The organism is Paenibacillus sp. FSL K6-1330, from assembly GCF_037976825.1.
Classification (GTDB): Bacteria; Bacillota; Bacilli; order Paenibacillales; family Paenibacillaceae; genus Paenibacillus_AQ.
This window is the reverse complement of record NZ_CP150269.1, coordinates 4,747,668-4,760,291: the sequence shown is the minus strand read 5'-3', so window position 1 is coordinate 4,760,291 and position 12,624 is coordinate 4,747,668. Positions and strand designations below refer to the sequence as shown.

At 40.1% G+C, this 12,624-nt stretch carries 10 protein-coding genes; 5 read left to right on the top strand and 5 right to left on the bottom strand.

Annotation, left to right across the window (positions count from 1 at the left end; genetic code table 11):
* Nucleotides 1-8 precede the first annotated feature (8 nt).
* Entirely contained in the window at nt 9-572 is a 564-nt protein-coding gene (locus NYE54_RS21470) for a TraR/DksA C4-type zinc finger protein (protein ID WP_339266105.1), read from the bottom strand.
* A 237-nt stretch (nt 573-809) separates the two neighbouring features.
* Between NYE54_RS21470 and NYE54_RS21465 the strand changes: the two genes are divergently transcribed.
* A complete protein-coding gene (locus NYE54_RS21465) occupies nt 810-1,187 on the top strand; it encodes a DivIVA domain-containing protein (protein ID WP_098746829.1) in 378 nt (125 codons plus the stop codon).
* Between the two features lie 68 nt (nt 1,188-1,255).
* Here NYE54_RS21465 and NYE54_RS21460 read toward each other — a convergent pair whose 3' ends face one another.
* Entirely contained in the window at nt 1,256-1,822 is a 567-nt protein-coding gene (locus NYE54_RS21460; RefSeq protein WP_339266103.1) for a cupin domain-containing protein, read from the bottom strand.
* Between the two features lie 250 nt (nt 1,823-2,072).
* On the opposite strand from NYE54_RS21460, the gene NYE54_RS21455 reads away from it, so the two are divergent.
* The 4 genes from NYE54_RS21455 to nagE all read left to right on the top strand — a co-directional run bounded on the left by NYE54_RS21455 (nt 2,073) and on the right by nagE (nt 8,206).
* Nucleotides 2,073-4,757: a CHASE3 domain-containing protein gene (locus NYE54_RS21455; protein WP_339266102.1), complete on the top strand. Its 2,685-nt coding sequence runs from the start codon at nt 2,073-2,075 to the stop codon at nt 4,755-4,757.
* Between the two features lie 272 nt (nt 4,758-5,029).
* A complete protein-coding gene (locus NYE54_RS21450) occupies nt 5,030-5,917 on the top strand; it encodes a PRD domain-containing protein (protein ID WP_339266100.1) in 888 nt (295 codons plus the stop codon).
* A 1-nt stretch (nt 5,918) separates the two neighbouring features.
* Nucleotides 5,919-6,416 carry a PTS glucose transporter subunit IIA gene (locus NYE54_RS21445; RefSeq protein WP_339266099.1) on the top strand — a complete coding sequence of 166 codons (498 nt, stop codon included), beginning with the start codon at nt 5,919-5,921 and terminating at the stop codon, nt 6,414-6,416.
* Nucleotides 6,417-6,742: 326 nt separating this feature from the next.
* A complete protein-coding gene (nagE, locus tag NYE54_RS21440) occupies nt 6,743-8,206 on the top strand; it encodes an N-acetylglucosamine-specific PTS transporter subunit IIBC (RefSeq protein ID WP_339266097.1) in 1,464 nt (487 codons plus the stop codon).
* 557 nt (nt 8,207-8,763) lie between these two features.
* Here the strand turns inward: nagE and NYE54_RS21435 are convergent.
* From NYE54_RS21435 to NYE54_RS21425, 3 genes are read right to left on the bottom strand one after another with little or no spacing between them, the layout of a single operon-like run.
* Nucleotides 8,764-10,047, bottom strand: a complete 1,284-nt coding sequence (locus NYE54_RS21435; protein WP_339266095.1) for a glycosyltransferase — start codon at nt 10,045-10,047, stop codon at nt 8,764-8,766.
* Between the two features lie 50 nt (nt 10,048-10,097).
* Nucleotides 10,098-10,502, bottom strand: coding sequence for a thioredoxin family protein (locus NYE54_RS21430; protein WP_339266094.1), 405 nt, complete (start codon nt 10,500-10,502; stop codon nt 10,098-10,100).
* On the bottom strand, nt 10,499-12,601 hold the full coding sequence (locus NYE54_RS21425; protein WP_339266092.1) for a peptidase domain-containing ABC transporter: 2,103 nt from the start codon (nt 12,599-12,601) through the stop codon (nt 10,499-10,501). The genes NYE54_RS21430 and NYE54_RS21425 overlap by 4 nt, the downstream gene beginning before the upstream one ends.
* Between the last annotated feature and the right edge of the window lie 23 nt (nt 12,602-12,624).

The following is a 12,624-nucleotide window of genomic DNA, read 5'->3' as shown; positions in this document are numbered from 1 at the left end:
GGATCGGTTCATACCTTTTTCTTATAATCGTCTTGTCCAGGTTTAATGGACATGCCGGGAGAGGTGGACGTTCCGTAATCTTCCACGGCGTCCCACGCGCCGGCGTCATCAAATTTACCGTCGGCCGCTTGGCGGTTGACGCCAGCTCCGGAAGGGGGCGGGGTCATGACATCCTCTTCAACCGGCCGGTTGTCGTTGATCTCTTTCCGCGGCGTATGTTCGAGACAATAGGCCGTATAAGGCAACGCTTCAAGCCGCTCGTATGGAATTTCTAGGCCGCACTCGGCACAGGTCCCGTATTCGCCCTGGTCCATTCGCTGCAAGGCAGACATAATCTGCTCCAATTCATGATCGAGCGTTTCCTGAATGGCCAGGTCCCGTCCGCGTTCGAAAACCTCGGTCCCTATGTCTGCGGGATGATTATCGGCTGAGCTCAGCTCTCCCGTAGAGTCCCGAAGGGAATGATCCCTATTGGTTTCATCGCGGGACTCCAATTGCTCTTCCAATCGTTCTTTATCACTGAGCAACCGTCGTTTAAGTTCACTGTATTGTTGTTTTGTCATCGTTGTCATAGATAAGTCGCTCCTCTCTTTCGCTAAGTACACAATAAAGCTTCTTATGTAAAATCAATACCCGAAATGGATTGGTAACAATCACATGAATTGTGGGAATGGCAGCCCATCGTTTTTGGAACATTCTCCAAAAAAGCCCTGGAGTGTTTTAATCCCAGTGCTTAATGTGATATAAACAAAGATAGAGAGAGAAGGCTAAAAAAGTAGGGCTGCGCCAATATTTGGAGGTAAATCATTATGGATGAACACATGAAACGCCGATTGGATAAACAGAAAAAGCTATTTAAGCAACTAGGCATTCAACTGGACGCTTTGTCTATCCATGAAAAGAATTTTTCGAATAAACTACGGGGTTATGATCAGGAGGAAGTGGATTCCTTTCTGGACGAAGTGATTCAAGATTATGAGCGGTTTTATGCCACCATCTCCGATCTTATGGATAAATGGCAGGAGCAGCAAATCACCATTCGCGATCTCAGGGCTGGCGTTAAGCCAGAGGCAGAACGCCCGGCACTGAACCCGGAAGAGATTGAAGAGACGGTGGCGAAGCTGGAGGCCGACTTGCATACCCTTAAGAAGCAGATTCGCCCTGAACAAAGATTTTATATTGATTGATGCAATATCGTTGCGAGCGAAATCATTACATAAGAAGCGTCCCAATAACAATAACCACACTTGGCCGATCACCGGCTGCGTGTGGTTTTGTTGTTTGGGTGCCCGATTATGAGTAAGGGTGGCGCAGGCAGAGGCTTATCCGAGGCGTGACTCTCCATCTTTTTATTTAGCGGGACGGGTGTAATGAGCGCCTCCGAGAGAGGTTTCTTGTTCGTATCATCGCATGGCAACGCTTCTGCTCCCATGAGCGTATAAGCCCAGACCGGTGCAATGTCCATTTGGTGTGGACGCTCAGTGTTATAGACCAATAGCAAGATCGTTCCAGGGGTTAGCGCTGTTATCCAGTGACACCAATCAATAGGGGCGTGTACCACCTGACCGGGTACGATCTGATATACGAGTTTCTGATGAGTATCCGGATCAATCAGGGAATAGCTGATTTCTCCCTGAATGACATAGCACAATTCGTCCGTGTCCGGGTGGCTATGGGGAGAGAGGCCCTTACCTCGTTCAAGGTGAATTTCTGACATCATCATACCTTGCAGAAGGGGCAGCCCCAGTGACGACACATTCGCAACTCCGAGGCCGGTTATACGCTCAGCCTGTTGCCTGGAATGATAAACATGCCTCGTCAATGCAGGATCCCCGCAAGCGCTTTAAAGGTTATCATACGAGTTACTCCTCCTTTTTGAGATTGAGATCCTATTATGTTGTACAAGCGTGTTCCTCTATAATATATGCTCATACGTTTATAAATCTGACTGCCTACGACTAAAGAATCATTGATGTCATCAAAACTGGTTTTGCTTGTAAACCATTTTCATAACAATTACTATGAGAATAGGAGCAGACTTAGACTGATAGATGACAAGGGAGGTTAGCCATTTGTCTAACAACCTGAAATTCAACATCCGCAGCAAGATTGTAGTTGGATATTTAATGATATTATTATGTCTTGGAGCTTTTCTCTGGATTGTATCAGACCGCATCTCTTCTCTGCAGGAAGAGGCGGATTTTATAGAGAAGCATGATATCGAAGTACATAATCTCACGCACGAAATCGAGAAGAATTTACTTGAAATGGAAACGGGTCAGAGGGGTTATGTGATAACGGGGGATGATACCTACCTGGAACCTTTCAACCAAGCGCTGTCGTCTTGGCAGATTAACTATAACAAGCTGTACAAGCTTGTTAGCGATAATTCGGAGCAAGCCAATCATCTGGAGAATATTAAGGAGAATATCAAGGAGTGGATTACCAACGCCGGTCAGCCTGCCGTTCAATTGAAGCAGCTAGGGCAGGATGAGGAGGCCCTTCATTTCTTTATTAATGATCCCGGCCAGCAAGCCATGAACTCCATTCATGAGCTGTTCCTCTCGTTTAGAAGCAAGGAACGCGAGCTGACAACCAGCAGGATTGAAGAGATGAAAGAAAGCAACACCCATTTATTGTATACGATGTATCTCCTTTGGGCTGGGGCAGCGCTGATTACCATATGTGGAGCTTGGGTGATATCGAAGAGCATTGTAAAGCCGATCACGCAGGTAACTCATATCATCTCCGATATTGTCAGAGGTGGTAACCTCTCCCAACGGATTCATGTGCGATCCAATGATGAGGTCCGCCAGTTGGCGGACACAACCAACGAACTCCTTGCACAGGTCGGCAGACAGAACTGGGCTAAGGATCACATTTCGGTTATGTCGACGCTTCTTCAATCGTCAGATCGTGTGGAAACGGCCGTACAGTTTTTCATTCATAAGCTGGCTTTGATCATGAAACTGCCGTACGGTGCCGTTTTTATTAACCGGGGTGGATCGGAACTGGTAAAGGCAGCTGCTTTTGCCGATCCGGATGGTGAGCCTTGGAACAAGGTCAGAGATCGTTTCCTGCCAGGCGAAGGTTTGGTGGGACAATGTATGCTGGAGCAGCGAATGATTATTCTGGACGATATACCACCTAACTATGTGCGGATTGAATCGGGGCTGGGTGATGCTGAGCCAACCACGCTGCTGCTAGCGCCCGTTATGTTTGAAGGACAAGTTCTTGGTGTCATTGAATTGGCCAAGTTCAAGCCTTTCGATGACCTGGAAGTTCAGTTGATCGAACAACTGAATTTTCAGCTTGGGGTAACATTGAACTCGATCCAGAGTAAAATGGAAATCCAGCAATTGTATCATGAATCCCAAACGCTGAATGAGGAGCTTCAGAGTCAAACCGAAGAACTACAGGCGCAGACCGAGGAGCTGCAAACCCATTCTGTGGAAATGCATATGCTGAACGAGCGATTGGGGGCCCAGAAGGAGGCCGCATTAATCGCAGCCAGCGAATTGGAAAAATACGCGAAAGAGCTGGAGAAGAGTTCGAAGTACAAGTCTCAATTTCTGGCCAATATGTCCCATGAGCTGCGGACACCACTGAACAGCATGTTAATTCTTTCCCAGATTTTGGCTGAGAACAAGCAGGGGAACCTGACGGAGGAAGAACAGCATTACGCTTCTGTCATCCATAATTCAGGCAGTGAATTGCTTAATTTAATCAATGATATTCTGGATCTGTCCAAGGTCGAGGCCGGAAAGATGCAAATCGAAATGGACTTGGTAAATTTGACGGAGCTGCCAGAACTGATGGAAGGTTATTTCTCCAAAAGCGCAGAATCCAAAAATCTGGAATTTGATATTGAGATGGCCGACGACTTGCCTGATCTGATGTACAGTGATGGGATGCGGCTCCATCAAATTTTGCGTAATTTGCTCTCGAATGCAATTAAGTTTACCGAGAGCGGCAGTGTTAAACTACGGGTGAAGAAGATGAATTCGATTGTGACCTCGGATTTTGTGATCAGTGGCGACGTCATTGCTTTTTTCGTTGAAGATACCGGCATCGGGATTGCAGCAGAGCATCTTCAACCGATCTTCGAAGCGTTCCAGCAAGGCGAAGAGGCTACAGCCAGAAAGTTTGGGGGGACAGGTCTCGGCTTATCCATATCGCTGCATTTGGCGAAATTGCTTGGTGGGTATATTACCGTGGAGAGCGAGGAAGGAATCGGGAGCACGTTTGTTTTATATTTACCGCTTGTTACGGAATATGGCACCAGCGAAAGTCTGTTTATGCTCCCTGAAGCGGCTGCCACTTCGAGCAACGCCAGTTGGAGTGATCTCCGAATGGAGGCGTTCGACATGGAAGTATCTAGCCGATTGGAGCACAAAACCGTATTGATTGTAGATGATGATATTCGGAATGTGTACGGTTTGACCAATGTGCTGGAGAAACTCCAAATGACCGTGCATACAGCCCAGAACGGATTCGAATGCTTGGAGATGTTATACAAACATCAAACCATCGATGCGGTGCTGCTGGATATGGTCATGCCGGAAATGGACGGAGTCGAAACGATGAAGCGGATTCGCGAGAACCCGGAATGGGCGGAGCTTCCTATTATCGTGATGAGCTCCAACACAATGAGGGATACGGATCAGTTTCTTGCAGACGGCGCGAATGGATATTTGCACAAACCCATTCATATCCAAGAAGTGATTCATACGCTTCAGAAATGGATTGGGAATTAAGGGAAGCGATCGTATATTTACCTGTGGCGGCAGCTTCGAATATTGTCATAATGTCGTATGTTGACGAATGCGAGCCAATTGTTTTATGATGGACTCATAGCAGGAACATAAGACGGCGTGTTACCTTAAGAGGGCATGAGCCAAGAAGAGACAGCTTTCACATGGGGTCTTTTCTTGGCTTTTTTAATGTTTTGGGGATTGATATGAGCATTTTTTCGGATATGAATCCTTCGCCGTTTCTCTGATTAAACTTAAAGGAAAGGGGGAAGTTTATGAGCGGGATCGAGTTGTTTACAGTCGTACGTGTTATTGGTAACAATGTCGTGATGGTTACCGGCGGTAAGAAAGAATCGGAATACGTCATCCTGGGTAAAGGGATTGGCTTCGGCGCCAAAGCAGGCGGAACGATCGCTTCGGACGACAAGCGGATTGAGAAACTCTTCAGGCTGGAGGATCGGGAGCAGTGGAGTCAAGCTCACCATCTGCTGGAAGAATTTGATCCACTGGTGATGGAGATTACAGATCAGATACTCAATCTCATTGGACAGGAATTTCCGGGCACACTAAATGACAAGGTGTACCTGGCACTTCCAAGCCATATCCAGTTTACGATATACAGAATCCGTAAAGACATGGATATTATTAATCCTTTCCTTGAAGAAACCCGGATCAGCTTCCCAAAAGAATATGATATCGCAGCCAAGGCAGCGGTTTTGATCGGCCAGGCCTTCGATATCGATGTTCCGGAGGATGAGATCGGCTTCTTAACCTACCATGTGTATTCGGCCGTCAGCCATGTGCCCGTAGGCCATCTGGTCAAGGCATCGAATGTGGTGGGAAACCTGGTAAGGTATATAGAAGAGGAACGACAGGTCGCTTTTGACCGGGGAAGCATGGATTACGTCCGTCTTCTGATGCATTTGAGGTTCTCGGTAGACCGTATGTTGAATCAAGAAATCCATGTGGATAATCCATTTGCGGACCAGATCCGCTCCAAGTTCACGAATGAATATGGTCTGGCTACGCGCCTTGCAGGCATGATGGAGAAAGAACTCGGCAAGAAAGTACCTGAAGCGGAGGTTTGCTTTCTAGCGATGCATCTATATCGGCTTTTTACAGGGCGACTACAACAAAAGAATCAACCCAGGGAGGAATCTTAACATGTTTGATCGTTGGAAAAAGAAAAAAACAGCTACTGCTATTCAACTCACAGCACCTTTGTCAGGTACAGCTGTGCCTTTATCGCAAGTGCCCGATGAGGCATTTGCTGCTGGTCATATGGGCAAAGGCATAGCCATCGAGCCTTCCGAGGGCAAATTAATTGCGCCATTTGACGGGACGGTTGCGCATGTCATCAAGTCCAAACATGCCGTGATGCTGGAGGATCCGGCGACTGGTCTGCAATATTTATTCCACATCGGGATTAATACAGTTGGCTTGAAAGGCGAAGGTTTCACAAGCCATGTTCAAGCGGGTGATCAGGTGAAGTCGGGTCAGACGCTCATCGAATTCGACATGGCTGCAATCCAAGCCGCAGGTTATCCGACGATTACCCCGGTTATTGTGACCAATGCCGATGAGGTAGCTTCCAAGGTTGATGGTCAGACGGGTAATGTCGTGTCCGGCCAGGATCCTGTCTTGACCATAGAATTGAAATAATTCAATTCCATAGGCGATTGATTGAATTATTGGTTATTGACAAAACAGGAAGTCGTGAATTAAGATAACAGCATAAATGAATATGAGAACGGCGTGTTACCGCATTAGTGGGCATGAGCCAAGGATAATTGGTCTATATTAAGTAGACTATTGTCCTTGGCTTTTTTGCTTGTCCACGTCGGTACACAGCTACGTTTTCCCTCAAGAAAGTGAGGATGAGAAGTTAGTTTCGGTTCAGGGGTAGCACTGCTGGTGTGCAATTAAAATGGCTGGAGATGTAAACGATTCCAAGTCGAAAAAAAATGAAGTTGAAGGGATTGAATCACATGTTGGCATTTTTACAAAAAATCGGTAAGTCACTCATGCTGCCTGTAGCAACATTGCCTGCAGCGGCCATCCTGATGAGATTCGGGAACATCGATTATGTCAAAGATTTCCACCTGGGTGATAAGGTAGGCTGGTTCCTGAATCATTACATTGCTCCATTCCTGGATGCAGGGGGAACCACGATATTTGATAATCTGCCATTGATATTTGCGGTGGGCGTTGCCATTGGATTGGCAGGGGACGCGGTAGCGGCGTTATCAGCCGTCATCGGGCATATTATTCTGATGAATGTATTGAGCAAAGTACCGACAGCTTTCTCAACCATCATGAGCCCGGATGCAGAACTGAATATGGGCGTACTGGGCGGTATCATTGTTGGTATGATCTCTGCATTCCTCTACAACAAGTACCATAACATCAAGCTACCGGATTGGCTAGGCTTCTTCGGCGGCAAACGCTTTGTTCCGATGGTTACCGCGATAACCATGGTTGTACTGGGTATTGTATTCGGTATTATTTGGGGTCCTGTTCAGGAAGTGCTGGATACATTCGGCCGCTGGATCGTTGGGCTCGGAGGCATAGGAAGTGCGATCCACATACTTGCAAACCGTTTGATTGTACCATTCGGGCTTCACCATATTATTAACTCCATCGTCTGGTTCCAGATCGGGGACTTCACGGATGCTGCAGGCAAAGTCATTCACGGTGACTTGTATCGATTCTTTGCCGGTGATAAAACAGCGGGCATGTTCATGACAGGCTTCTTCCCAATTATGATGTTCGGGCTTCCAGCAGCCGCGCTGGCGATCATTCATACAGCGAAAAAGGAAAAACGCCAGATGGTTGCTTCCATCTTTATCGGAACGGCGGTTGCTTCGTTCCTGACAGGGATCACGGAACCCCTCGAATTTGCATTCATGTTCGTAGCTCCTGTACTCTACATTATTCACGCCGTCCTGGCAGGTGTCTCAGGGTTTATCATGTATGCGCTTGACGTGAAGCTCGGATTCGGTTTCTCAGCGGGACTGATCGACTATTTGATTAACTATCCGCTGTCCACGAACCCGCTCCTGCTCATTCCAGTTGGTCTTGCTTTTGCGGTGGTGTATTATCTGTTGTTCAGAATACTGATCGTGAAGCTGAACCTGAAAACACCGGGCCGTGAGGACGAAAGCGAAGAGACTGAAATTAATGAGGTTGCTGACGGTCCAGCGTCAAGCGGTGATACGAAAGCAGCGAAGGTTCTCTCCAACATCGGCGGAGAAGATAACATTGTCAGCGTCGATGCTTGTATCACACGCCTTCGTCTGGTTGTTAAGGACGATAAAGCAGTAAATGACGCTGCTCTCAAAACGCTAGGTGCTTCCGGAGTCATGAGATTGGGCAAAGGTGCGGTCCAGATCGTATTTGGACCACAGTCCGAGCAGCTGAAGGACGAGATCAAGGACATTATGAAAAAATAAAGGAACAACAAAAAGAAGCAGGCCGATAAAGGTCTGCTTCTTTTTGTTGTATTCATATTTAAATTATTGGTGAGAATTACCTCATTAGAGTTAGGGTTATTATTTAACCCTAAAAAGAGGTTAGGGTCTCTTTAACTAAGGCTTCTTTATTTTTTTATATTTGGCAATAAAAGAAGAATTAATACAAACGACATAAATGAAAGAACTGGAATACTGATGAATCCTAGAAAATTGATGTATCCTTCGGCGCACGAATTTCCAATCAAACAGAAAGTAGAATTGATATTTGTTTTCTCATAAATAACATGAACCGATGAAAAAAAGAGGCCTGCAAATGTAAAAATTTTGGTTAGTCGTATTATAATTTCCCTATAGTTGAAGTGTAAAAAAGAAGATAAAATAAAGATACAGAACATACAAATTCTCTGAATCCAACAGAGAGAACATGGCGAAAAACCTATAAGCTGAAAAATTATACTACCGGATATAGCACTGAGTGATACAAACCATAAAAGGAATAATCTTGTATTTAATTTTATCATAATCATGATAAGCTCCTACTTATGATTTTTTCTTAAAGAGTCATTTAATTTATCTAATAGTATTCGAGAATTGAACTCATATAAGTTATCCGTATCAGGGAGATATTTAAAATATTTATCGAAATCACCTGTGAAAAATCCAATTATCGAAATAACATTTTTGATATGATTATTATTTGAACTTATGTAACTATTGTTTATTTCAGCGATCATAGGTTCAATTGCCGTTGACATATAGGATAGTTTTGACTGAAATGCCATTAGTGTAAATACCATTTCCAAATATGCAAGATCAAATTGAGGAACAGGTACTTTATTTGATTTAATATAATGAATAGATTCTTTTAGTTTAGATAAATCGGATTTGCTTATATAGACTTGACATAGCAAAATAAACGATTTTAAGAAATAAGGATCTTCTACTCTCGATGAATCTATTATAGTAGTTAGAATTTTTTCTGCTTTAATTTTGCTGCTTTCTGATGATTGATTTAATAGATTTTTAGCGAAATAGAACTTCCATTTTATATTTAATGGTTCTTCTTTTAGCATTAGTTCAATGAGCTGAAGATTTCTAAGGATCTTATCTTTATTTTTCATCACTTCTTTTTTATATCCATCATGATGCATTATCACATTAATTCCAATATCCGTTATAAATTCGTAATTATCATGAAAAAGTTCTTCATGGACTCTTCCTCGATAATACAATTTAAATTTTTTATTAAATATTCTTTTTGTATTAGTATACTGATCGCCATTATGATCTTTGATGTATGGACTGATATAATAAGGTTGACAATCTAAGGGTTGTAAGAAATTAACTATTTTTTTAATTTTCCCTTTACTTTGATCATCTATATATTCATCTGCATCTATGAAGAAAATCCAATCGTTTGTTGTATATTCAACAGCTTTATTTCTTAGTAAAGAAAAGTCATCATTCCATTGCTCTTTTATTACAATAGCATTGGTGAATCTTTCATTAATTATTTTTAGAGTGTTATCAGTTGACCCTGAGTCAACAACTATGATTTCATCAACATCTTCCTTGATACTATTAATGCATCGATCTATAGTTCGTGATTCATTTAAAGTTAAAATACAAGCACTTATTTTCGGTTCAGTATTTTTATAATATTGCTGATGTGAGAATTCCCTATTTATTTCATCAATAAATTCATAATTAATATTACAATTAATATAAGCTAACTCTTTAATGATTTTGCCGATGAAATTATCTTTTAGAGTTAGCTCTTTTTTATTGTTAAAAAGATATAATAATTCGTCAATTGTCATAAATTTTCCTAATCCTTCTTTATATATTTTTCAAGATTCTTAAAAAGATCTTAGTTCAGGAAATCTTCAAATTCTTTCTCGGAAATTATACCTTCCATTTTTTTGTGGATTCCCCCTTTTTTATAATTAAGAAGAGTTGGCGTTTTGGAGATTGAATTTTCCTTTAAAAAATTTATATTTCTATTTTTCTCTTCATCAACATTTAAAGCTAAAAGATTTATTTTCTGAGTTGTAATAACGCGATTGATAATAGGTTTGAAATTTTGACATGCTCTGCAAGAATTCCCATAGATATAAATTATGAAATCTTCATTATTTTCGATTTTCTGTTGGAGTTCAGATAGATCTATATTATTGTATAAGGGCTCATCTCCTTTTATGGTTTTCAGAATGTAAGAAGAGATTAATAAAACTATAGCTACGGAAGTTATAAGAAACAGTACCTTCTTTGTCATATAAAAACATGCTCCTTATCTGAATTATTAATTAAAATACTGTTTTTAATATCAATTATTTTATCGTAATAATTATTTTCTTCTAACTTATGAGTTATGAATATCTTTGTACAATCTATTTCGTTTAAGTTACTCATAATTGCATGACTAGTGGCATGATCTAAATTACTTGTTACTTCATCAAAAATTAATACATCAGTTTTATGCAAGAGTGCTCTTGCAAGTGATATTCTTTGCCTTTGTCCAAAAGATAGATTCTGAGCGTTTTCTTGAAGATAGTAGTTAAATCCATTTTCAAACGAATTGATTTCTTCAAGAATTGAAGCTAAAGAACAGGATTTTTCGATGTCATAATCTGAGAATTCTTGGCCCATGCACAAGTTTTCTTTAATTGTTCCTTTAAATAGAAACGGCTCTTGGGATATATATAATATTTTTTTTAATAAATCTTTTTTATCAATTTCAGTAATATCTATATCGTTTATAAATATTCTTCCTTTTTCACATGGTATTAGCCCTGTTAAAATTTTTGCTAATGTTGTCTTGCCAGACCCACTTTCACCAATAAATGCAATTTTTTCATTTCTTTTAATAGTTAAACTAAGATTATCGATAATTACATTGTTTATTTCATAAGAAAATGTAAAGTTCTTTAATTCTATTTTGTTGACGTTATTTAATGAATTTTGATTACTTTTTTCTTCTACTGGATAGTCTAGATATTGAAAAAAACGTTTTGTTGCGACAATTGATTTTATAATTTCAGGTTGAGATGTAACTATTCGTTCAACAGCAGTTATAAAATAAGTTGATAATGTTGTAAAAGTTAATAATTGTCCAATACTCGACTCATCATTTATAATTTGTTGCACACCAATCCATAGTACTAATAAACTAAATATTGATTGGACTGTTCTAGATAAAAAGGTGTTTAGGTTTGTAAAATAAACAAAACCATAGCTTTTCATAAGAAATTTTTTAAAGCTGGATTTTAATTTAGTGCTGATAAATGATTGCTTTTCTAAACAATTAATAACCTCAATACCGCCTAAGGATTGGATAATTTCACTTGATAATTTTGAATATTGTTCTAATGACTGTTTTTCCATAGATTGAAGTTTAGAATTAAAAAGAGTCCAGAGCGCAATATAAATGATAACCGGTAAAATAGTTATTATAAATAATTGTTTATTTTCATAAAAAAGGACAATGCTTGTCATGATTATCATAAATAAGTCAATTATTGTTGATATAAATGTAGTACTAATAAAATTCCTTAAATTAGAAGAATCATTGAATCTTGTTAATATGTCGCCACTTTCTCTATTATTAAAAAAATTTAAGGGTAATTGAAATAAGTGTTCCAAGTATTTGCTTGAAAGAGATTGATCAATTCTTTTACTCAAAAGCGAGACCAAGGATGTGCGAGTATATTCAAATATATTTTTAAATAAAATAAAAATAAAGAAAACCAAAACAAGTTGCGAAAGGAAATAAGCATTATTTTCAGGTATTGCCATATCAAAAGCAATTCTGTAGAAATAGGAGTTTATAATGGAAAGACCAGCAACGAGAATTGATACTATTAAAGCTGATAAAAGAATAAATTTATATTCGAAGCATATCTTTAGAGTTTTATTCAAAAATTTATATTTTTTGATTTTAGTAGGTGTATTATATTTAAAGTTAGGCTCAACCAAAATTAAATATCCAGTAAAATATTCAATGAACTTTTCGATAGGTACTTTTTTAATTGAATCATTTAACGGATCACTAACTATTAATTTATTTCTAAACAAACCATGTAGTACTTGATAGTGGTTTGAATTTTCAATCATGGTAAGAGCTATTGTTGGATAAGAAATTTTGTCGAAAATGTTATTAGTCAAATTTTTAATTTTAATAAGTTTAGAATCAAAATCAAGTTTAATGAATCCCCTAACAATATTACTTGCAGTTGTACCTTTTTTTGTAGTATTAAGCAAATCTCTCAGATAATCAAAATTCATATCAATACCATAATAATTGAGGACATTGAGAGCGCATGCCGCACCGCAATCAGATTGATCCAATTGTTTTACATGGTTAAAATGTTTCACTTAGAATCCTCCAAAGATAAAGA

Coding starts and splice junctions, on each gene's coding strand:
- NYE54_RS21450 (WP_339266100.1), top strand. CDS start 5,030: ATGAGCGGGATCGAGTTGTTTACAGTCGTACGTGTTATTGGTAACAAT.
- NYE54_RS21430 (WP_339266094.1), bottom strand. CDS start 10,502: ATGACAAAGAAGGTACTGTTTCTTATAACTTCCGTAGCTATAGTTTTA.
- nagE (WP_339266097.1), top strand. CDS start 6,743: ATGTTGGCATTTTTACAAAAAATCGGTAAGTCACTCATGCTGCCTGTA.
- NYE54_RS21470 (WP_339266105.1), bottom strand. CDS start 572: ATGACAACGATGACAAAACAACAATACAGTGAACTTAAACGACGGTTG.
- NYE54_RS21465 (WP_098746829.1), top strand. CDS start 810: ATGGATGAACACATGAAACGCCGATTGGATAAACAGAAAAAGCTATTT.
- NYE54_RS21445 (WP_339266099.1), top strand. CDS start 5,919: ATGTTTGATCGTTGGAAAAAGAAAAAAACAGCTACTGCTATTCAACTC.
- NYE54_RS21435 (WP_339266095.1), bottom strand. CDS start 10,047: ATGACAATTGACGAATTATTATATCTTTTTAACAATAAAAAAGAGCTA.